19 protein-coding genes are annotated in these 22,871 nt (G+C 49.9%); 3 read left to right on the top strand and 16 right to left on the bottom strand.

What is annotated here, in order from left to right:
• Window positions 1-173 precede the first annotated feature (173 nt).
• The 9 genes from WJM45_RS19240 to WJM45_RS19200 form a co-directional block, all read right to left on the bottom strand.
• On the bottom strand, window positions 174-1,745 hold the full coding sequence (locus WJM45_RS19240) for an FAD-binding protein (protein WP_341326634.1): 1,572 nt from the start codon (window positions 1,743-1,745) through the stop codon (window positions 174-176).
• Between the two features lie 283 nt (window positions 1,746-2,028).
• Entirely contained in the window at window positions 2,029-2,196 is a 168-nt protein-coding gene (locus WJM45_RS19235; protein WP_341326633.1) for a hypothetical protein, read from the bottom strand.
• A gap of 429 nt (window positions 2,197-2,625) precedes the next feature.
• Window positions 2,626-3,933, bottom strand: a complete 1,308-nt coding sequence (locus WJM45_RS19230; protein ID WP_341326632.1) for a HAMP domain-containing sensor histidine kinase — start codon at window positions 3,931-3,933, stop codon at window positions 2,626-2,628.
• Window positions 3,930-5,759, bottom strand: a complete 1,830-nt coding sequence (locus WJM45_RS19225) for a DUF1295 domain-containing protein (RefSeq protein ID WP_341326631.1) — start codon at window positions 5,757-5,759, stop codon at window positions 3,930-3,932. Before WJM45_RS19225 ends, WJM45_RS19230 begins: the two co-directional genes overlap by 4 nt.
• Entirely contained in the window at window positions 5,752-6,297 is a 546-nt protein-coding gene (locus WJM45_RS19220; RefSeq protein ID WP_341326630.1) for a DUF2878 domain-containing protein, read from the bottom strand. Before WJM45_RS19220 ends, WJM45_RS19225 begins: the two co-directional genes overlap by 8 nt.
• Window positions 6,284-7,549, bottom strand: a complete 1,266-nt coding sequence (locus tag WJM45_RS19215) for a cyclopropane-fatty-acyl-phospholipid synthase family protein (RefSeq protein ID WP_341326629.1) — start codon at window positions 7,547-7,549, stop codon at window positions 6,284-6,286. The genes WJM45_RS19220 and WJM45_RS19215 overlap by 14 nt, the downstream gene beginning before the upstream one ends.
• A 16-nt stretch (window positions 7,550-7,565) precedes the next feature.
• Window positions 7,566-8,333, bottom strand: a complete 768-nt coding sequence (locus WJM45_RS19210; RefSeq protein ID WP_341326628.1) for a DUF1365 domain-containing protein — start codon at window positions 8,331-8,333, stop codon at window positions 7,566-7,568.
• Entirely contained in the window at window positions 8,330-9,571 is a 1,242-nt protein-coding gene (locus WJM45_RS19205) for an FAD-dependent oxidoreductase (protein ID WP_341326627.1), read from the bottom strand. The genes WJM45_RS19210 and WJM45_RS19205 overlap by 4 nt, the downstream gene beginning before the upstream one ends.
• Window positions 9,568-10,506: an acyl-CoA desaturase gene (locus WJM45_RS19200; RefSeq protein ID WP_341326626.1), complete on the bottom strand. Its 939-nt coding sequence runs from the start codon at window positions 10,504-10,506 to the stop codon at window positions 9,568-9,570. Before WJM45_RS19200 ends, WJM45_RS19205 begins: the two co-directional genes overlap by 4 nt.
• 160 nt (window positions 10,507-10,666) lie before the next feature.
• On the opposite strand from WJM45_RS19200, the gene WJM45_RS19195 reads away from it, so the two are divergent.
• The gene (locus tag WJM45_RS19195) at window positions 10,667-11,215 is read left to right on the top strand and encodes a nuclear transport factor 2 family protein (protein WP_341326625.1); all 549 of its coding nucleotides are present in this window, start codon (window positions 10,667-10,669) and stop codon (window positions 11,213-11,215) included.
• Window positions 11,188-11,742, top strand: a complete 555-nt coding sequence (locus WJM45_RS19190) for a chalcone isomerase family protein (protein ID WP_341326624.1) — start codon at window positions 11,188-11,190, stop codon at window positions 11,740-11,742. Before WJM45_RS19195 ends, WJM45_RS19190 begins: the two co-directional genes overlap by 28 nt.
• Window positions 11,743-11,957: 215 nt before the next feature.
• Here WJM45_RS19190 and WJM45_RS19185 read toward each other — a convergent pair whose 3' ends face one another.
• Both WJM45_RS19185 and WJM45_RS19180 read right to left on the bottom strand, forming a co-directional pair.
• Window positions 11,958-13,418: a hypothetical protein gene (locus tag WJM45_RS19185; RefSeq protein ID WP_341326623.1), complete on the bottom strand. Its 1,461-nt coding sequence runs from the start codon at window positions 13,416-13,418 to the stop codon at window positions 11,958-11,960.
• 836 nt (window positions 13,419-14,254) lie between these two features.
• Entirely contained in the window at window positions 14,255-15,349 is a 1,095-nt protein-coding gene (locus WJM45_RS19180; protein ID WP_341326622.1) for a hypothetical protein, read from the bottom strand.
• An 849-nt stretch (window positions 15,350-16,198) separates the two neighbouring features.
• Between WJM45_RS19180 and WJM45_RS19175 the strand changes: the two genes are divergently transcribed.
• Entirely contained in the window at window positions 16,199-17,443 is a 1,245-nt protein-coding gene (locus tag WJM45_RS19175; RefSeq protein WP_341326621.1) for a mechanosensitive ion channel family protein, read from the top strand.
• Here WJM45_RS19175 and WJM45_RS19170 read toward each other — a convergent pair.
• From WJM45_RS19170 to WJM45_RS19150, 5 genes are all read right to left on the bottom strand, one after another.
• Window positions 17,440-18,219 carry a methyltransferase domain-containing protein gene (locus WJM45_RS19170; protein WP_341326620.1) on the bottom strand — a complete coding sequence of 260 codons (780 nt, stop codon included), beginning with the start codon at window positions 18,217-18,219 and terminating at the stop codon, window positions 17,440-17,442. The genes WJM45_RS19175 and WJM45_RS19170 overlap by 4 nt on opposite strands.
• Window positions 18,220-18,522: 303 nt before the next feature.
• Window positions 18,523-19,251 carry a response regulator transcription factor gene (locus WJM45_RS19165; RefSeq protein WP_341326619.1) on the bottom strand — a complete coding sequence of 243 codons (729 nt, stop codon included), beginning with the start codon at window positions 19,249-19,251 and terminating at the stop codon, window positions 18,523-18,525.
• 62 nt (window positions 19,252-19,313) lie between these two features.
• A complete protein-coding gene (locus WJM45_RS19160; RefSeq protein ID WP_341326618.1) occupies window positions 19,314-20,300 on the bottom strand; it encodes a Tim44-like domain-containing protein in 987 nt (328 codons plus the stop codon).
• A gap of 269 nt (window positions 20,301-20,569) precedes the next feature.
• The gene (locus WJM45_RS19155) at window positions 20,570-21,934 is read right to left on the bottom strand and encodes a hypothetical protein (protein WP_341326617.1); all 1,365 of its coding nucleotides are present in this window, start codon (window positions 21,932-21,934) and stop codon (window positions 20,570-20,572) included.
• Between the two features lie 127 nt (window positions 21,935-22,061).
• Complete coding sequence (locus WJM45_RS19150) at window positions 22,062-22,697, bottom strand: hypothetical protein (protein ID WP_341326616.1); 636 nt, start codon at window positions 22,695-22,697, stop codon at window positions 22,062-22,064.
• Between the last annotated feature and the right edge of the window lie 174 nt (window positions 22,698-22,871).

Here is a 22,871-nt window from a genome sequence, read left to right as displayed (position 1 = left end):
CAGATTTATCAAACAGCACCGTTTCCAGTTATACGATGACCTCTGTTTAGCAAGTTTACCGATATTTGTGTATAACGATGAGAGCTGGAGCTTGGGAAAGAGCTTGATGTGGGTTGGCCGTTTTTAGCTTGACGCGCATGGGTGTAAGTCCGGCCTGCCATGTTTGCATATCCTTAACTCGCATTTTCCAATTTCCTCATTTCGACCGGGGCAACCCTGCCTATCGATGAAACTTTATCGTAGACTTCATCGAAGGCTTGTCGGCAGTGAGGCAAATGCTCCCGAACCCGATCGTAGCCGCTATGATCGAACATGCTTCTAAAATCTTCCCGGTTCATGAAGGTTCTCGCATAGAGTGCTTGATAACCATGATGTTCGATCACGAATTTTTCCAACAACGGGAGGGCTTCGGCATTATCGAAATCGCTCTTCGCCGGCGTACCGTAAGCGCCGATGTCGACATAGAGCTCGTCGATTTCGCCATTTTCAGCCTGATACGGCTGCACAAATCCGCCTTGCCCGCCGTTGTCTTTGATCGCCATCGGCGATAGCCACAAAGGGTATAGATTGAAATGCTTATCGAAATAATCGATGGACGTTTCCAGAAAACGCATCGGCACCAGCATATCCTGAACGACATGATATTTTTCCCTTAGCCGCTGAGTGGTTCGCGTTTCGGTATACTTCAACAACTCGATCCGGGGCGGCAAAGCCCAGCCCAACAAAGCCCTGAAAATTGGATGATTGCCGAAGGGAATGATTTCCTCCATCGCCCAAAAATAACTGCGCGTGTGGCGATGGTAATAATCCCGCACCGGCAGATATTCGACGCCTTCCTTATTGCTCTGTAGATAGCCTTGAACATGCTTAAAAAACCAAGGCTTATACCACTTTCCGATGGCATTCAAATGGCCGTCTTGTCCGACAGAATCGGCGAATTTACCGGTCATGATAACCGCCTGGTCGCGCCCATAGACCAGAGCCTCGACGAAATCGTTGTTTTCGGTATCGCGCGAGGCTTGCTCGAACACTCGTACTAGATGAGCCAAGCTTTGAACAGGCTGGTAATGAACCCTGACAAATTTTTTGACCGGGATGATTTTCAACTCGGCAGCCACCAGAAAACCCAGCGTGCCATGACTCCACGGAACTTGATAAAACAGCTCGGGATTTTCGGATGCGCTGCATTTGACCAACTTGCCTTCCGCCGTCACGATTTCGAAGGCTTCGCAAATATGCTGAAACAAGCCGTATTTATGGCTGCTGGTTTCGACTCCGAAGCCCATGATCAAACCGCCTACCGTTAGGCTGTCCAATTCCGGCACCACCGGTAGGGTCCAGCCTTGCGAGATCAACGTTCGCGAGAGCTGACCCATGCTAACGAGCGGCTCTACCCGGACAATACTGCGCCGCGTGTCGATTTCCAACACATCGTACAGCCCGATATCGATCTTACGATGAGACAATTTGTACTTGGGCACCAGCTCGCTCATGGTTTTCCAGCCCGACCTCGCCGTACACAATTTTTGCTCGGCTCCTTGCGCTTTCCAATATTCAATTTGCCGAATGACCTCGGCAACGCGGGTATCGTGTTTTGCCGGAGCGCTGCTGAGGCGAAATGACAACCAATTGCGAAATCCGGAATAGGCGCCGTAAACAGCCGAAATCGGCAACAAAAAAACAGTGGCGAATTGCCCCCGGTAATGGGTCAATAGGTGTTCGAAAACGGTATCGATTTTGATCATAGGGTTAAATGGAATTCAAAATATAAAAATATCACAGCGTTCATCGCTTGACTCTGCGTCGATCCGGCGACATGCACAGCAAGTCAAAAACCTCAATTTTAGCTTTGTTGACCACGAATAGCGAACGTCATTCGGTGAAACTGCTTGATACTATCGCGGTCAGTGGGCCTGGTCTGAAGCAATAGGGGGCAGGCGTTCGCAGTAACAGTAATTTAGCTAGCGGGTTAAAGTGCCGCCCAAGGAGTTGTCCATACGCCTTGGTAGTAAGCAGGAGCGGAGGGAATCAACCTTCTTGCGGCAACGGGGCTGCGGTCATAAGCGTCAACTTAGCGCTCATTCTATGGTGCATTTGCCGCTTTATGAAAAACAACACCGGTTCCGAGGAGGAGGCGGTTGCTCGACCGACAGGCGTCGGCGGCAGGGCAGATTTTTGCTCCTGCAAAATCTGCATTCACGCCATCCCTGGCGTTCAGATAGCCGCCGCCGAGCCTACATGGACGTATTCACCCAGCACCTACATTCCATAGCCCTTTGGCTATGGTAACTATCTTGCGTAATTTAGGTGCTGGGTTCACGGCGTCCTATCGGGCGAGTGACCGCATCCACCACAGTTTGCACTTTCATTTGCCTGGCGATTGCCGGGCCTTCATGAACGTTACTTAAGTTGGCGCCAATGGGGCTGGCGGTCATCCTCCAGCCTACCCTGCTTGGCGAGGATGTCGGCAGCAGGGCAGATTTTTGCTCCATGCAAAATCTGCATTAACGCATCTTGTTACATTGGTCGACTGTACTTGGGTACTGCGTTGCACCTTTCCCCAAGGGCTCTTGATCGTCGCTCGCCTCTATTAATCCGGCGACTCTTTACAATCAGAAAACACGTTTAATTTCTTTTTCCCCCGACCCGGCGCGCTTTCGGAAAAACCACCGATATAGCCGTGCCTTCGCCGGGTTTGCTGCGTATTTTGAGTTTCCAGCCGAAACGATTGCAGAGCCGCTTGACTATCGTCAAACCTAAGCCGTGGCCGTTTTGGGTTTCTTGAACGCGATAGAAGGGTTCGAACACCTGTTTGAGTTGTTTTTGCTCCATGCCGATGCCGGTGTCCGCTATCGTGACGCGATTTTCGTCGATCGTAATGCAAACCGTGCCTGCTTGTGTATAGCTAAATGCGTTGCGCAATAAATTGGTCAGTAAGATACTCAAGACTTTTTCAGCGGCCGGCACCGACAACAAACAATTCTGTTCGATTTCGACACTGATTTTATCGTTGGTGACCGCCCGGCCGACTTGCTCGATCAGATTACTGAGCAAATCATTGATCAACACGTCGTCTTCGGGCAGCGGAGAGGATTCCTCGCGGGCCAGTAATAGTAACGTATCGATCAGGCCTTCCATGTCGCGCAATGTGCTTTCTATCGTTTGCAACGATCGTTGTTCGTTCGGTTGGTAATCCGAGCGCTTATGCAACAAGGCTAACGAGCTTTTGATGACGGCCAGCGGCGTTCTGAGTTCGTGGCTGGCGTCGCGGGTAAAATTTCGTTCGCGTTCTATGAACAATTCCAAGCGCTCGGTAAAGTGGTCTAAAGCATCGATCAGCTTGGCGACATCGCTGTCGGTGGTTTGTCGTAACTCGCTTAAATCCAATTCCGCGAGTCCTTGTTTTTTGAAATCGAAACTTTCGACGATATGCGCGAGTGAGATCACCGGTGAGATCGCGTCCCTCGATTGGCGATAGGACATCCAGGCGAACACGTAAATCAGAACCAACACTAAGCTCAGCGGCACGACGCCGAAATAAAACGACAAGGCTGCGACTTGCTGTTCATCGAAGACTAAATACAGCCGCGAATCGTCATTATCCTCGATATACACGATCGGCTGCCTACCCTCTATTAAAGCACGACCAAAGCCGGGCTGCAGCGCTCGTAATGCTCCTGGAACCTTAGAAAAATCGCCGTTGGAAGCCAGATAACCGCTCATGTTCAGTGTATCGGGCGCGGGAAAATTTCGGTTTTGCCGGTAGCGTTCCCAAAAATGATCGGCTTCGCCTTGCAAGGCTTCGCGAACCAGAACATCTTCGACGATTTTAGCGGCGGCAAATACACCCATCAGCGTCGCAACACTGATCAACAGAATCTGCAGTAAAAAAGCCTTAATCAGTTTATATTGCAGACCTTGCTTGCTCATCATTCACTCGGCCTAATAAAACGATAGTGCGTGACCAACCATTCGTTCCCGCCCCGATAACCGAACAATTCGGCGCAGGCCATGAAAAACAACCGCCAACGTTGCCGCCAAACGGCCGCTTGTTCAGGCCCGTAGGTTTCCGCAAAAATCCGATCGATTTCGCGCGGGTACCGGTCCATATTGCTCAGCCAGGCTTCGGAAGTTTTTTGATAATGTTGGCCTGAAACGTCCCATTGGCATTCTATCCTAAGCCGGTCTTGAAAATGCAGTAGCGTGTCCCGGGCCGGCATCAATCCGCCGGTAAAAAAATAACGTCCCATCCAATTGTCGTCGCCCTCGGTTTCGAACGGATAGGCCAAATAACGATGACAAAAAATATGCACGAACAGCTTGCCGCCGGGTTTCAACCAGCCGGCGATATTGCTCATTAAATGCTCGTAATTGCGCATATGTTCGAACATTTCCACCGAAACGACGCGATCGTACCGCTCAGTCAATGACAAGCGATTCACGTCGCAGGTGATTACATCGAGATTACGCAAGCCCCTTAGCTCCGCTTGTTCGAGGATATATTCGCGTTGACTGTTCGAGTTCGATACCGCCGTGACTGTACTACCGGGATAATGCTCGGCCATCCATAAAGTCAACGAACCCCAGCCGCAACCCAACTCAAGTATTTGCTGGCCGGCCGCCAATTCCGCCCGTTCGCAAGTCAGCTTTAGCATACGCGCTTCGGCTTCATCGAGTGTTTGAGTCGTTTCGTCCCAGTAACACGACGAATATTTCAGATGCTTGCCGAGTGCATGCCGATAAAAAGCTGCCGGAACTTCGTAATGTTGGCGATTGGCCGCATCGGTTTCTATCGCGATAGGGCTTTCTCTCAGCATCTGTAGCAACGATAGGTAACGCAAGCTTTGCTTTTCGACATCATTCGCGCATTCGTCTTTAAGACGTTGCCTCAACAAATTTCGGATACCGATTCGCATCAATGGATCGGGAATCAATCCTCGCTCGGCAAGCTCGATCGCATTCAACATAGAAAATCGATTTTGCAAAGGAGACGTCGATTTCGGATACCATGGCAAAAATTTGCTGGTGGTGTGTTGATAGCGGCGGTAATCATCGCCGCGAGAACGCAAGGCTTGTTGTTCGGTATAGGGAATACCGGTCAAAAAATACAAAAAGCAAAACATCACGGCCGGCGCAAGCCATAGCCAGTATTGATATTCGCCGCCCCATCCCATTAACGGGTAAGCGAACCAGTGCAGCCATTCGAAAAAATAATTCGGATGCCGGGAATAACGCCACCAACCGGTTCGGCAAGTCAGTCCGCGATTATCGGGATTTTTCCGAAATTCGGCCAACTGCCGGTCTGCCGTGGTTTCGCCCCATAAGGCCAAACAGGCAACCACTAATGCGAAAAAAACCATGAGCGAATTAGGGGCGCGAGTATGCGCGACCGCCCAAAATGGGAGGGACAACACCCAGATAAAACCGGCTTGCAATAAAAAAAACTGCAAAAACCCGCTATCGGCCTTATCCTGCATCGCTGCCCGCATCGCTTGGTAACGGCCGTCTTCCGGCTCTCCGAATACCCGTGCGGACAAATGACTTCCCAATCGTAAAAACCAGGCGAACGTCAGAAAAGCCAGGCTGAGCTGTAAATACAGAGGCGCGGTTCCCGTCAAAGCATACCATGGCCCCGCCAACATCATCCCGAATGACCAAATCACATCGACGATGCCTGCGTTCTTATGGTTTTGCTGCCACACCCAGGCCATTAACATCGCGACGGTACTTAGTAACGCGATTACGATTAAACTAAACATGTTTCGCCTCCAGTGGATGATTTTTTTGTCTGATTACACGCGCCATCCATAACAAAAGCGGTAGCGCCGCCGCCCAACTCAAAGCCAGGCCGAAGATCCAAACTCCGGAGTTCTCAGTGATAGTGAGCGCACCGAGTCTCGCCGCCGCCCAATAAGAAAACGGACACGTAACACCGCCGAGCAGTCCGGCCAACCAAAGACGCGACTGCAGCCAAGCCAAAGAATGATTCAAGGTTAGCGCCAAGCCGAACCACAACAGCAAAATCCATAAAGGCGCGTATTCGGCATCCGGCCAAGGGGAAGCATATTGAAGCCAACCGAGCCGAATCCAGGCGCTATCCAAAATCATGCCGAGTAACAACGCAGCCGGCACCAAACGAAAATCGCCGGCGACATGAATTGCAGGGCGGGTATGCCACAACCCGTACAGCACTAAAATAACCGGTGCCGGCCAATACTGGTTTGACGCCGCCGATAAGACCGCGGCAAACCACAAGCCTTGCATCCAAGCCATGTTAATGAGGTTATTGCGATTCATAACGAGGCAGCCATTGTTCGCGGCGATTGCCGGGTTTGGCCAGCAGCAATTGCACATTGGAAATCGATTTTTCCCAAAAGCCGCCTTCGCAATAACACAAATAAAACTCCCACATCCTGATGAATTGTTCGTCGTAGCCTTGTTCCCGAACCTTATCAAGCGAAGCCATGAAACGTTCGCGCCAGGCTTTTAGTGTTAGTGCATAACTTTCGCCTTGATCTTCTAAATTGATCAAGCGTAAATCGGTGCTCCGCGACGCGCTAGCGATAATCGCGTTGACGCACGGAATGAAACTGCCCGGAAAAATATAGCGTTTGATAAAGTCGACACTCTTCAGCGCCTGTTTATAGCGCTGATCTTCGATCGTAATCGCCTGAATCAAGGCCAGGCCGTTCGGTTTTAGTAAGTTCGCGCACTGCTTGAGGTAGGTATCGAGATAATGATGTCCGACCGCTTCGATCATTTCGATCGACACCAGTTTGTCGTAAACTCCGGTCAAATCCCGGTAATCCTCCATCAGCACTGTCACGCGATCGGCGACTCCTTCATCGTCAATGCGTTGTCGTGCGGCCTCGAACTGTTCTTTCGAGATGGTCGTGGTCGTGATAGTGCAGCCGTAATGCTTGGCGGCATAAGTGGCAAAGCCGCCCCAGCCTGTGCCGATTTCGAGGACATTATCGTTGGGCTTTAAATCCAATTTTCGGCAAATACGCTCCAACTTGGCTGTCGATGCTTCTTCGAGGCTTAGCTCCAAGTCGTGATAAGTTGCCGACGAATACATCCCGTGCTTGTCTAAAAACAACGAAAATAAATCATTACCCAAATCGTAATGCGCGGCGATATTTTTGCGCGAGCCATGCTTGGAGTTTCGGCGCGCGAAATGCCAGAATTTCAACAGGGTATTGGTTAAAGTTGCCAGCCCGCCTTCCATGCTGTCCAGCAGGTCTCGATTGCGCACCAAAATACGAATCACCGAAGTCAAATCGTCGGTTTGCCATAATTTGTCCATATAGGATTCGGCGGCGCCGATCGAGCCGCCTAACGATATCTGCCGGTAAAAACTCATATCGAAGACTTCGATCTCAGCGCTGAGGCCATCCTGACCGGGACTACCCAACACGACTTTGCCGAGCGGGTCGGTCACCGTTAATTGGGCATCTTGCAAATGACTGAGTTTATTCAGCAGCGCTTTGCGCAGCAGCAAATCGAATCTAGCCGGGTTCTTGCTTATTTCGGCGGTTGTGGCATTCATGCTTATCTCCTTGATGTCATTCGGTTTGTTTATCGGGATGCGAATAAAACGGAATGCCTTTCAGCCAAAGCCGGAAAGCATGCCAATAAATCCTAAAAACGATGGCGCAAGTGATGAAAGGAAATCGCAACGGCACCGAGCGCATCGTTTTCGGGGACGGGTCGAGCATGTTCAGTTGCAGGGTAGCATCGAAACAGCATTGCGCCAGGCGATACAATTGCATGTGTATCGTCAACTTATCGCCGGAAAAGGCGAAGCGCCACCGGTAATCGATGTCCATCGGCATGAACGGCGATACATGGAAAGCTTTGTCGAACTCGAAGGTCCATTTACCGTTTTGAGCCGTGCTTTGCCGAGTATCCAAGACATAACAAAACCGTTCGCCCCAGGGTGTGTTGGTGATTTCGGCGAGAATGAAACGAGGTTGGTCCTCGCTTTTGGGAAAACAATAATAAAAACTGACCGGATTGAATGCAAAGCCTAAGTATCTCAGATGTGTCAGCAAGCAAATGCGTCCTTCAAACATTTCACCGGTTTGTTGTTCAATTCGGGCTTTTACCGCGTCTCGCAAATCCGAATCCGTAGGGCCGAGATAGTCTTCGCGATAATAGGCGACCAGATTAAAGCGTTGCTTCGACCAAAAACGGCTTTTATCGATGACCTGATCTAATTCGTCGAGATCGAGCCACGACATGAACAAGGGATAACGGAAAGCATGCGGTTTCGGCAAGTGGCGCCGGTGGCGCACCCAACCTTTGCCGATGCGGCTGTGCAGCGCGTTCATGACGGCGCGTTCAGTTTATCGATCGCCAATTGCGCACTGGCCGCGCCGTCTTCATGAAAGCCCCAACCCCAATAGGCGCCTGTATAAAACGTGCGGTTAAGGCCATTGATATCGGCATGTCTTTTTTGCGCGGCCAGGCTTTCCGGCGTGTACACCGGATGTCGATAATGCCGCTGCATCAAAATTTTTGACGGATCGATGCGGTCCGTGCAATTCAGCGACACCAGTAACGGCTCGGGCGCGTCTAGATTTTGCAGCAAATTCATATAATAAGTCACAGTGCAATTGGCTTGAGCCCCGTCAGGTTTCAACGCATTCCAACTCGCCCAGGCCTTCGGATGTTTCGGCATCAACCCGGCATCGGTATGTAGTACCGTATCGTTGTCCTGAAATGAGAACGCACCGAGTATTTCAGTCTCTTCCGGACTCGGATCGGACAAGAGCCGAAGCGTCTGATCGCCGTGACAAGCAATGACGACGTGGTCGAAACGCCGTTCGCCGCTCTCGTCGATGATCGTGACGCCGTTATTGTCTCGTGCGATCGAGCGTACCGGACTATTTAGCCGCAGTTCGCCGCCGAAGCGCTGCTTGAATGCTTCGACATAGGTCGACGAGCCGCCTTTAACCGTGCGCCATAGCGGTCGGTCATCGATTTTCAGCATGCGGTGATTGTTCATGAATGCAACGAAATAGCGTGCCGGAAAATTTTTCAGGCTTTCAGGCGGCCCCGACCATAAGGCGCAAGCCATCGGCAAAATATGGTCGTCGATGAAGGCTTCGCTGTAACGGTTTTGTTGTAGGTACTCACCCAAGGTCAGCGCATCGTCGCCGCTTTTCAATAAGGCCGACGCTTCGCGGTAAAAGCGGAAAATATCGGCGATCATCCGGTAAAATCGTGGACTGAACAGATTGCGGCGTTGACAGAATAACTTGTCGACCGTCGTAGCATTGTATTCGAGGCCGGTTTTCGCATCGGCCACGCTAAAGCTCATATCCGAAGGCTGCGAAGACACGCCCAATTCATTCAGAAAGCGGCAGAAATGGATGTAGTTGTGTTCGTTGAATACTATGAAGCCGGTATCGACCGAAAATTGGCGGTCGTCCAAGACGATATTGTGCGTATCGGTATGGCCGCCCAGATAAGTATTGGCTTCATACAGCGTAACTTCATGCTGCTTGGCCAGATAATGGGCCGCATAAATGCCGGAGATCCCGCTGCCTACGATCGCGATGTTCATGTTTTGTCTCCTTCATCCCAGCGATTCGAATTCAAGCGTGAAGCCGGAACCGGTTGCAAGTCCCAGATCAAACCGCACCAAGACATCAGTTTCAGCAAGTAATAACTAATATCGACCTCCCACCAATAAAAGCCTTGCCGAGCCGAGACCGGATAATGGTGATGATTGTTGTGCCAGCCTTCGCCGAGCGTGATCAGTGCCAGAAAACCGTTGTTGCGGCTATCGTCGCCGGTTTTGTAACGTTGGTTGCCCCAGACATGCGACAGCGAATTGATGAACAGCGTGCAATGGATCAGCACGATCGTCGACACGAAATAACCCCAAATCAACATTTGCCAGCCGGTCGTACCGAGTTCCGGAAAAGCGATTTCCAGCCATTTACCCAGACCCCACAACGCGACTGCATAGAGCACCGGAATCACGATGTCGAAGCGATCCAGGAATCGCAGCTCGGGAAACTTGATCAGATCGCGCACCCATTGCTCGCGGGTAACAAAGTGCTTGGTGCTCATAAACCAACCCATGTGGCTCCACCAGAAACCTTTGCGCGGGCTGTGCATGTCGCGATCGGTGTCGGAATAACGGTGATGACGGCGATGATGCGAGGCCCACCAGATTGGGCCGCGTTGCGTCGCGGTCGAACCGAGCAAACCGAAAAGAAACTGGCATACGCGGCTGGTTCGAAATGCCTTGTGCGAGAAGTAGCGATGATAGAATGCCGTGATCGCGAACATCCGAATAAAATAGGAAAACAGCGCCACGACAATCACGATAGGACTCCAGCCCACTACGAATACCAATAGGCACGCGACATGCATGAGTATGAACGGAATCACGCGAAACCAATCTACTGCCTCGCTGGCTTCATTGCTGGTTTCGACGCTACTACTGTCGAACCAGGCGAAAAATTTTGTTAAAGCGTTTTGTATAATCATCTTAGTCATCTCATAAAACTCACTCTTTCATTTAAGAGTTTGGTGGGCATTAAAATACTAAGCGTGTGAAAAATATGTGAACGCCTGCGTGCGATTTGTTCACACAATAGCGCATAGAGATCGGTAACACTCTGCAGAAAATTGAATAACGGAGTGGACGATGAAAAGAATGACATCATTATTCGGAATATTACTCGCGCTGACCGGCTGCAGCAGCGTCGAACCGAATCCGATGCGCGAGTATTTAGCGATGGCTCCGGCCGAACAGAACGCCGGAAAACATCCTAAAATCAGGCATTTTGTCGAGTTATACGACAACTTGGAAGTATTGCCGATAAAGACTAAGATTGAAAATACCTATGCAGAACAACTGTATTTTAACGATACGCTTGTAACGCTGCATGACCGGCAAGCCCTACAGAGTTATCTAGAACAAACCCAGAAAAACCTCGATTCGATTAGTATTGAAGTTATGTCGGTATTCGAACAAGGCGACGATGCGTTTGTGCGCTGGAACATGCGAACTCGGTTCACGCTATTGGGTCGAAGCAAGGATGTCACGACGATAGGCTTTAGCCATTTGCGTTTCGACGATCATGGCAAAATCGTCTTGCATCAAGACTACTGGGACAGCACGCAAGGCTTTTTTCTACAGGTTCCGATTATCGGAGGAGTATTACAATGGATAAAAAACGGTTTACACGACTAGCGATCTTGTTAGGCTTAATGTCTTTCGGCAATGTATACGCCGAAGATTTATCGCCTCCGAGCATCAAAAATCAGCAGGCCGAACTACCTCGTTGCAGTAAGGGTGAATTGAAAGCTTTCCGCTGGATTCACGTCGGTTATGCCGAACTTTATCTAAATAACTGCAAGAACCCGATCGATGTTTTCAACGATTCTCCGAAACAATTACGCTTCATTTACGAGCGCTCGATTCCGGCCAAGGCCTTCCGCGAGGCTTCCGAGGAATATCTAAAAGCGAACTTGGGCGATCGATATCAGGCCTGGCGAAGCGCTTTCGATCGATTCAACCGTCAATATAAGGATATTGATAAAGGCGATTTTTACGATTTGATTTATGACGCCGAAAATGGTTTGAGACTTTTTCTGAATAATGAATTGCTCGGAACCTTAGACGATCCCGAACAAGGGCTGGCTTATTTCAATATCTGGTTCGGCAAAGACCCGTTCTCAAATGCGCTGAAAGAGGCTTTACTGACGCCGGAAATGTAAAACCCGTCCGGCGGAAGACGTTTTTCGATAGCCAGCAGTTCTTGCATATAGCCGGGTAGGTCGGGTTAGGCGGAGCCGTAACCCGACATATGAACATAAATTCGGCAGATAAAATGTCGGGTTACGCTAGCGCTAACCCGACCTACGCTACTGCAGTATGCGTCGAACAACATAGCATTGCTATCAAAGCCGAAAACATGACCGCGCGAAGTAGGTTAAAACGATAAATCCCATTGCAACCAAAACCGCCGATCCGATTGGCTGATTCCCTGCCTCGGGTCTTCCACGATCAAATGACTGACTTGAAAATTCACTTTATTGTTATGACCATTGAAGAAATAGGTCATTACGCCGCTGAATTCTTGTTGTCGGTCGTTATTAACATCGACATTGGGATCGACAAAGGCATAACGTCCGGCAAATTCCAGATTTTTCGGGATGATCGCCAGTAGGTAATGCGGAAAATAGCCGGCTTGTATCAAACCGCCCATGAGATTCGTTTCTCTCTCGCCGGCGCCTTGGGCTCTTAACGTATCGATAACTTCCTTCCAGTGCATTTCATGTTGAATCGATAAGCCTTGCCATTTAAAACGAACTTCTTCCATCATTTGATTGATGCGGTATTGTCCGTCTTCGCCTACGCTATAGCCGGGCAGTGCGCGACAGCTTCGGTTATCGGTTTCGAAGGCGGTGCATCGACTTTGATTGGTCGCCGCCGCGAACGCGAAATTGAGAGCCGGATGTTCATGAAATTCGAGATCGGATTGGGAAAACGGCATCTCCCCACCCAAGGCATTCCACTGCAAACGCCCGGAATACATCATGTTGTTGTCGTCATTGTTGCGCTCGCCGACGCCGAGTCCGGTATAGACGCCGGCATAATAACTGATATCGTGCCAGGTGCCGGGAAAGAGATTGCCGAAGATCTGTACCCCTTGTTGCCGGTCTACCGTGAAGATGTCGTTGACGATCGACCGGTTGACGAATTGCTGATTGCCGGAGGAAGTCACCCGTTCGTCGTTATACAAAACCTTACCGCGGCCGAACCATAATTTAGCCCATGGATATTTGTCCACGGTCAAGTTCAAATCGCGCAAAACCGGCTGTGACCAGTCGTATTGCAAATAGTATTTCAACCACGGCCAATAGGCATGACCTCTGAGCTTGGTCCGCGCACGGCGGATCATGAAAGTGCTTTGGTCGCGTTCGAGATCGTCGATCGAGCGCGGATCGCTGTCGAAAGGATTGGCATAGCGTGCTTGTATCCGGTTTTGGATGGACAAGGCGAATTTGCCGTCATCGGTCTTGAATTCAAAGCCGTTCTTGCCGTAACTGACGCCGGAGGGCAGGTTGCTCTGGGTTTTAGGTTTCGGCTCATCCGACGTGACCTCAACATCGGCTTGGACAAGCCCAGTGTGCACGTTTTTTTCCGGTAGCGCATGCTTCGATTGACTAGCCGTGGCGGCTTGCGCTGCCTCTAATTGCTCGAGCCGTTTTAGCTTTTCATCCAAAACTAGCAGCTTCGCGTCGAGTCGCTTTTCAACGGCCAGCAATTCCTGCATATAGCGTTCCGGGTCTTTGGGCTCAGCGGCGAGAACGACTCCGGACAAAAATAACCCGAACAGCACGGCCGGAATGGCGCGTGACAAGGGCCTGTAACGAGATGGCATTTTCATGTATTGCACTGACTTCGCGAGAAGAAATGCGAATTATGACAAAATTATGACAACTTTGTGACAATTACATAAAAATAACGGCACTCCGGTAGTGGAGTTTCTAAACAGATATGGGCTTGACGAGGTTGTCGGGAGAAGAGTCTTCCTCGTTCCCACCGCTCCAGCGTGGGAATGCATACCGATCTTGCCTCGGCTGACAAGGTATGGGTTCCCATGGAGGACCGTGGGAACCAGAAAAGAATTACTGTTTTGCAATCTTAGCTAATGAGGCCTCGATACCATTTTTTGTCATCCCACGTTCCCGACTTTCCCTCACCTAGCGTTAGGTGAGGGACGTTCTGGGGATCGCTCCCACAGAGCATCCGGCCCCCCTTGTGGGAGCGATGCCTTCGTCGCGATTTCGAAGCCACTGATGTTCAATATCCGCAGATTTATCAAACAACACCGTTTCCAGGTATACGATGATCTCTGTTAGCAAGTTTACCGATACTTGTGTATAACGGCGAGAGCTGGAGCTTGGGTAACAGCATATTTAGTTTTTGCGACTATGACTGGCCCCTACTCGGACACTTGGTTTCGGCAAGCTGAAGCATCTTGCTAATCAGGAAAAGATATGGGCTTGACGAGGTTGTCGGGAGAAGAGTCTTTAATTCGTAACGGCCTGCTTAGGAATATGCACAAAATAACTTATACAAGTAGTAGGCTTTGGGGCGGTTCGGTAACTCGCTTGACAGGACGCCGTGAATACGTCCATGTAGGCTTGACGGCAGCTATCCCTGCCGCCGACACCTGTCAATCGAGCCACCGAACCCCTTCTAATAGTTGTCGAAGTTATTTCATGCTCGTTCCTTAGCCAATAGCATACGGCCCAAACGGCGCAATCCGTCGGACGATATGTCCAAGCCGAGCGGTGAGCCGATGGCTTCAAGCTCGTACAGCAAATCCGTTGCGGTGATAAACGTCAGAAAGCGCAAGCCCTCTGTACCGGGTACGTCTTTGGCTATCGTTCGCAGCACCGGCGCCAATCGATCCCATGAATCGTTGAAAAATATCCGGACCGGATCGCCGCCGCTTGTGTCGTTGCTCGTCAAGCCTTTGTGGAAGGCCGATTTAGCCGCAAGTAAAGTCTCCAAAAGCGTATCGCGAACGTCCTCGGAAACCCTATCGTCCGCGGCACGATCGATCGCTTCAAATAATGAAGCGTTCCAGCGTTGCCAGGCTACATTCCATTTTTGTATTTCGCTTTCGTTGAATATCGGCACGGGTTGCTTGTTTGTTCTTGCATTTGCCTGCGGAACCTCAAAAGCGACTTTTACGCTCAAACCGGTTTCACCTGCCTTGACTTCGCTGAATCGGAGCGAGCTCAATAAGGCTTGCAGCGCCGCTTTATTTTCCGGAGTCGTGACGGGTACCAGCGTTTTTTCGATATCGCCGCGCACTTCTCGCAAGTCGAGTTTAACCGATGCCAATTTCGGTTCGGCAAAACGCTTGAGTAAATCCTGCAACTGATCGATTCTCAATGCTTGTCCGCCCGGATCGTAAGCAACCGCCTTGTCGATCGGAAAGCGTAAAACAGTGCCGCCAGTCTCCAGTACCGCGCGTTGAAAGGTCTCGAGCTTGCCTGTCCAATCCAACACGGTTAAACATTGGCCGCCCATGGCGGTGCCGATGCGGGCATGAACATCATTGACGATTCGAACGAGGTTTTGTTGCCCGTCGATTCTAGGGTTGGACATATCGAGTAAACTACAGCCGCCTCTATCCTTCCATAAATGGGCAGTCCGGTTGGCGCCGGTGTAGAGCTGTTCGACCAGCACATTTCGAATCAAGCGGTAATCGATCGGTAGCGGAATGGTCTTCTGGCTTGCACTAAGGCTTCCAGAATAGGCGATTAGGATTCCAAGATAAGCGCTTAGCAAAGTTTTGTTCATCTTATTACTCATACAATCGGTTATGCCCCTGCGGCTCAAGTCTACAGCATCTAATTTGTAATTATTCACACCCCCCTAACGTTCCCACGCTCCGGCGCTCATCGTTATACACATCTTACGCTGTTTCCCAAACTCTGTTTGAGAAACCCGTCTCGCAAACTCTGCTTTGGCATGAAGTCTTGGCGAATGTGACCTCGATACCCTTTATTGTTGCTTAACGTAACCGGCTTCGAAATCGCGACGAAGGCGTCGCTCCCACAAGGGGCTGGATGCTCTGTGGGAGCGATCCCCAGATCGCGATCTCGGAGCCACTGATATCCAATATCCGCAAATTTATCAAACAGCACCGTTTTCAAGTATACGATAACCTCTGTTTAGCAAGTTTTTTCTGGTTCCCACGGTCCTCCGTGGGAACCCATACCTTGTCAGCCGGGGCAAGATCGGTATGCATTCCCACGCTGGAGCGGTGGGAACGAGGAAAGATTGTAAAAGAGTAATTTTTGACTTATGTATAACGAAGAGCGCTCCGGCGTGGGAATGCAGAACGAGACGCTCTAGCGTCTCGTACCGCAGGAGCGGTACTCAGGCATTCCCACGCAGAGCATGGGAACGATAATTGATGGGGGACTGAATAGTTACTCTAATTTGCTTTGACGAGTTATGGAATCGATAAGTTTTTTGAATAGCCCAACAATTTTTTTATATTCTGACCTGCCAATATAAAAATGGAGCTGTATTAGGTTACCATTATTTATTGTCAATGAAATTGAGTCTGAAAATTATTTTTAACCGGCTTTATGGTTATTGAAAATGAATATGTTTTTTATGAAATTATTATAGGAGTTATTCGTGTTTGATACGGCTACACAATGGCTGCAAGACTTAAATCTGGAACCTAGCGCCAAAGTGGCAATCGCACTGGCGGCCATCGTTGTTATTGCAATATTAACCCACCTCATCTTGCATTATGTATTTCTGCGTTTAGTCGAAAAACTGGCCTACCGCAGCAAATGGGTTTGGAAGCGCGCCTTATTCGAGCAAAATTTATTCAATCGCATTGCTTTCGTATTTCAGGCCATGTTGGTCCGCTGGCAAGCGCAGCTATGGCTGGCCCAAGAATCATTGTTTTTATCCGGCATCGAATTAACCGCTAAATTGTGGATCTTGTTTTATCTGCTCTTAAGCTTATTTTCCTTGCTCGACACCTTGCTTTACTTGGCGCATCAATACCGCGTCGCAAGGCATTGGCCTTTGCGCGGCGTCTTCCAAAGTATAAAGCTGATTGCATCCGGTTTTGCCTGTATCTTATTTGTTTCGATTATCACCGACAAATCGCCGGTGATTTTGCTTAGCAGTTTAGGCGCGATGACGGCGGTCCTGCTATTGGTGTTTAAGGATTCATTATTGGGCTTGGCTGCCGGCATTCAACTCTCGGCCAACAAAATGTTGAGCGTCGGCGACTGGCTGGAAATGCCTAAATACGGAGCTGACGGCGATGTGATCGATATCGGCTTGACTACCGTCAAGGTGCAGAATTGGGACCGAACGATTACCACGATCCCGACTTACGCCTTGATATCCGATTCGTTTAAAAACTGGCGCGGCATGCAAGAATCCGGCGGCCGGCGCATCATGCGCAGTATTCGAATCGATGTCGCTAGTGTTGCGTTTTTATCCGAAGAAGATATCGTTCGTTTGCGTAAAACTAAGCTGCTGACCGATTATATCGAACGAAAACTAGCCGAAATCGACAAAGCCAATGCCGAGGAGCGTGCCGATTTGTCTTGTCCTGCGAATGGCCGGCGGCTGACTAATTTAGGTACGTTCCGCGCCTATTTGAATGCCTATCTCAAGGCGCATCCCGGTATTCATCAGGCGATGATTTTGATGGTGCGCCAATTGGAACCCGATGCGCACGGACTGCCGATTCAGGTCTATGCGTTCAGCAACGATACGCGCTGGGTCAATTACGAAAGTATTCAAGCCGATATTTTCGACCATGTATTAGCGGTAGTGCCGGAATTCGGCCTGCGCGTCCATCAAATGCCGAGCGGCCAGGATTTGCAAGCGCTGTTGAAAGCGACAGGGAATTAATCGTTATCGCTTTGCCGACGAGCCAATAGATGAATATAGCGCCCCATGTCGCGGTAGGTCGGCATTCGGCAGTAGCGGTATTCCAATTCGAACAATTCGGCCGAATCGCTACCGTTCATAGTGTCTTTTGTTACATAATCGTGAAACACGCGAATGCCGGTATGCGCCGTAATGCTAAATCCCTGGCTTTGCAATCGCTCGATGACTTCGTGAGGATATTGAGGATTGGGCGGCGTTAGTTTTTTACCTTTGCCGAGATAGGCATCGTCAAGCAGGTTTCTCCAGCGCCAATGGCCTTTCAAGGCATTGGTATATACCATCGCGTTACGGTTATAGAACAACAGCGACAAATAGCCGCCGGGCTTGACCTTATCCATGATGATTTGCAAGACCGGCAGCGGGTCGCCGAGCCATTCGATTACCGCATGAAATAAAACCAAATCGAATGGGGGCAGTTTGGCCGCGAGCGTTTGCGCGGGTTCATGATGAAATTCGGCGATCAGGCCGGCTTCGGAAAAGTGCTGCCGCGCCCGTGCCAACATTTTTTCCGAGACGTCGCATAGCGTCAGTCGATGACCTTGCCCGGCAAGCCATTGGCTTATTTGCGCAAAGCCGCACCCGGCATCCCATATCGTCAGTGGCTCGACTGCCCGGTAAAACTCGTCGAGGTCTTCCTTCAATAGCTTGAGCCGCCAATCGCCTTTGGGCGTGGCATAGACTTTTTGTTCGAATTTTTCGACAAACGGGTCAAAATTGCGGTCTTTCAGTGGTTTCATCGAGCAGGGGGTTCGTTCCAAAAGCGCTTATTCCTAAATTAGGCAGTTTAACCATGAAGCGCATGAAGTATTTCAAGAAAATATCTAAACTTTCTCGGGGTGCTGATTCCAAAAAATGTCATTTATTTTTTTACCATGAAGAGCATGAAGGTCTTGAAGATACAGCGTTTTCAATTTAAATGAGTCACTAACCATTAACAGCCTATGTCATCATTATTGCCGCTGGAGTGCAGGCGAAGCCTGCACTCAATTCTCTTCCCTTCATTATCTTCATGCCCTTCATGGTGAAATGCTTTTTCTAGGTTAATTCGGAGCGATCAACCGATAACCGATCCCCGATTGGGTTTCGAGCAAGGGCACATCGAACGGCTTGTCGATTTTTTTGCGGAGTTTGTATAAATGGCTTCGGAGCGTGTCGCTATCAGGAATCAGCTCTCCCCAGAGTTCTTGTTCCAATTGCTCGCGGGTCACGAGGTTGGGCGATTCACGCATCAAGATGCGCAGTATTCGCAAACATGTCGGCGACAATTGAATAATACGGCCCTGGCGTATGACCTGCATCGTGTTGGTATTGAACGTCAAGTCGTGAATTTGATAAACGGACTCGTCCAATTCGCCCCGTTCGCGGCGGATCAAGGCATTGATGCGGGCTTCGAGCTCCGGCATTTCGAACGGTTTCACCAAATAATCGTCGGCGCCGCGTTGAAATCCTTCCAGCTTGTCTTGCAATTGATCGCGAGCCGTCAATATTAATATCGGCGTAGACAAACGCGCGTCTTTACGCAGTCTCCGGCATATTTCTAAGCCGTCGATGCCGCCGGGTAGCGTGATATCGAGAATGATTGCATCATAGCGTTGCGTTGCGGCAAGATGCAGTGCGCACAATCCGTCGTAGGCATAATCCATCGTAAAGCCGCTGCTTTCAAGATAAGCCCCGACCGCTTGAGCCAGGTTCTTATGATCTTCGACCAGCAGCAATGAGGCATTCCGCGGGCTCGGCTGATATTGAGGATTGGCTGGAGAAATGTCCATATTTTGGAAAGTGCGAAGGTTCGGCGGAGACCCCGCCGAACCTTGTATCGCTGGATTTAAGGTTATTCTTCGACTTGCTGAATGCCGTCCAAATACCATTTCGGCTGCAGGCTATTTCTCGGCTTAACGAAATGCCAGACCTCGCGTACAGCTTGCTCCGGTCCGTAAATGTCTTCGCGAAGTAAGGAATCGAACAATACGGTCGCTTCCAATTCGCTGCCGGATTCGCGCACATCGAGCAACTCGGCTTGAACACTGATGACCTCGGTTCGGTTGTCATCGGTCGAGGCCTTGAGTTGATCTTGTATTTCGGCGAACACGCGGTCGGTAGTCAAGCCTCTGATTTCGGCTAGATCGCGATCGTCCCAAGCGGCTTGCAAAGCTCTAAACGCATTTTCGGCGCCGTTCAAGAAAGCATGTTCATCGAAACCTTCCGGCAAGATGAGTTCGCGATTTTCGATAGCCGGCTCGAACTCCGAATCTTTATTGGCTTGAGGGCCTTTCTTAAACAAGAGATCAGTGTTGAAACCCGCATTACCGATCGAGGCGCGCGATGGCGTTTGAGCTTGCGGCGCTTCATAATCGCTATAGGCGGAAGTTGAGCGCTGTTGCGGTTCATAGCTGTCGCGGCTATAAGCCGGTACCGGGCGCGCGGCATTTTTGGCTCGGGCGGCAAATAGTTTATAGAGTAAAAACGCGATACCGCCGAAGACTAAAATATCCATGAAATTGAAGTTTTCGAAGGCGCCGCCGAACAACATGGCGCCAAGCAACCCGCCCAAAGCCAGGCCGCCGAGCATGCCCATCAAGCCGCCGCGACTGGCGAGTCTTTGCTTGGCTGCTTGGTTTTGAGCCTGGGCTTGTTGCTGTTGCCGTGTTGGTGCGGCTTTTGCCGGTGAGGCAGAGCGTTGATACGGTTTACTGAACGAGGATTTGCCGCCGAACGAGCCGCCTCCGCCGAACCGCTTGGCTTCGGCATCCGAGACGCTGCCCAATCCGAGGGACAGTCCGATGATTAAGGTTGTCACTATGCTGGTTAATTTATTCATGGGTAAGTTTTTTCAGTTTTGTTGATGAAGGCTAGATAAAAAATTGGGCTATTCATTGTGTTACGCAGTTTTTCGCCCTATTAACTACGCATTAAAGATTCTCGTTTACGACACGGCGAGACCTGATTGAGTTCCATCGATAGACTGTCGGCAAGCAGTCAAAATCCCATCTTTCTTCGTATGAAGTGAATTAAGCAAATGGGGTTAAAATCATGCTGGGCGGGTTGAAAAACCCGCCGCCGCGCCTCAATTTTTCAGGTAACGGCAAATTAAAACTCCTTCACCACAAAGAAAGTAATGTCGCTTCCGCCACGTTCGTCATCCCTTAGTACGTTAAAATTATGGGTAACATCTACGACCAACATCGATTCACCGAGAAAACCGGTCGCGAGCCGACCGCCCACCGCGCTATAAAACGTTTCTTCTCTCTTAAATTCGCCGCCGATATTGCGTACCGGATTCAACCAGCCCGCAGTTCCGTGCAAGCTCAAATAACTGAAAAAAATCGGCTCCCAGCGGTATTCGGCATTACCGATCAAATAGTGTTCGGGATAATATTCCCATACCGAAGCGCCAGGGAGCACGGGCATGGCAGTCGAGGCAAAATCCCAACCCATTGGGTTGACACCGCCTCCGATGCGTTGCGCCGAAAATCGGTCCAGATTGGCGCCCGTACCGCCATGGATGGAGCCTAATAGCCGGTGTCTATCGCTATCAATGAACGGAACGCCGGTGGCGCCTAACGCATAGGCGTCGAATCTCAAATGATCCCGAGAATCGCTAGCGCGGTATTGATTGCCGTTAAGCCCCCAATCGTGCCAATTCACGCGGTGGCCGTAGACCAGGTTTCCACCGGCGGCAAAACCTTCGTGAGCCAGCCACAATATATTCCGTTTTAACCCGTCGTATTTCACTTCCAGGCGTGAGCCGAGCTCAACGGTATCGCGGGGCGCGAACAGATTATCGGCGGCTTCGCTGCCCTTGCTGAAATATAAAAAACCCGGCTCGAAATACAGATTGGCCATGAAGATATTGTCGTTATAACCGGGGTCGACTTGAGTTCGATAGCCAAGACCGATATCCCATTGCAAGCGGCCCCAATACATTTCTTCATCGAGCACGCTTCGTCCGTCGACGACTTCGCTCATCGCACTCGGCGGCGTAAAATTCCTAAATGCTAATGCATATTGAAACTCGCCCCAATCGGGCAATTGTTCGCCGTAGAACAAATCGTTATATGCCCCGGCAATGTTCGCATAAAATAACTTGCTTTGTTCGGGCTGTCGCCAAAAATACAGGCTGCCAATCGGAAAAATGTCCCGATCGTCGGGGCCCGGCGTGTTGTATTGAAGACCCAGCATCCAGGCATTGACCGATGTTCTGTCACGCGGATCGACAATAATTTCTTCGCCGAGAAACTCGGTTTTGAAGCCTTCCCCGGCCAATGGAGTTTTATAGTTTTTCGAATCCCGGTCCAGATGGGGGAGTTCTTGTTCAATAGCGGATTGAATAGCGGCATCTGACGCGACTGCTTCATATTGCTGCGCCATAGCCGATGAACTAAAGCACAACAATCCGAACAGGGTGATGGATAGTGAGTAGAGTTGCCGAGTGATCAGGTCATAGCTAGTCATTTCATATACTCCAAAAAACACGCACTAGTTCGTACAGAAATTTAGGATATAAAGGTTAGCCCATATCCAACAGAAACATGACTCAATATTCCGCCGGGAATTGCCGAAAAACACACCTGGTTTTATGCTATCGATAAATCGCTTTATAGCTGATATAAAGCGCGCAGAACGTTACCGGTATAATTAAAATCATCGCCAAACCAATCGTAACGACAGACAGCAGGGCAAAGAGTATCAAGAACAGATAAACCGTGATCATCGCCGAAATATGACGTCCGCAGTTGAGATAACTACTTTTAATGGCATCGACTGGCTTGCTATCGCTGAACATCACTTGGGGTACTGAATACAATAACGCTGAAATGACCAAGATACCCAATGGCGCGGCTAGTATCAGTGCCGTAAAAGGTCCCAGTGTAACCGTTAATCCCGCTTCAATAATTTCGAAGAATACCATTAACAAACCGAGAATCAACAAAGGTTTTAGCTTGGCCGAATCGATGAAGCCTTGGAAAAAATGGCTGATTTTCATCTTTCGCTGTTCGTCGGCTTCTCGAATGGCATACAAAAATCCGCCATACATCACCGGAAAGATCAAACCGTCCAATATCTCACCGATTACTGGAAGTAGTGCTAGCAGGACTTCCAGCAGAATCCAGATCACGGTGCCGAGAATCAGCAACAGCGGGCTTTTAGTAAACAGCTTCCAACCATCGACAAACCACTGCCGCCCGTCTTTCATTGTATAACCTGTATTTTCCATCGCGCTCTCCTAGAATTATTATTGTCGATCGACATCTATTTTAAGTCGATTCAATCAATCATACCTTTCGTATACCTTTCACACTTCAAATTTCGGCAGTGCTTAGGAAGTTCCGGGTGTTCGGTTTTTCTGCCCAGCGCCTAAATTCCATCATCTTAGAAAAAGTATTTCAAC

Origin of the sequence: Methylotuvimicrobium sp. KM2 (assembly GCF_038051925.1) — a bacterium.
Taxonomy (GTDB): domain Bacteria; phylum Pseudomonadota; class Gammaproteobacteria; order Methylococcales; family Methylomonadaceae; genus Methylotuvimicrobium.
Note: the sequence above shows the minus strand (reverse complement) of the source record. Positions and strands in the feature narration are given on the sequence as shown.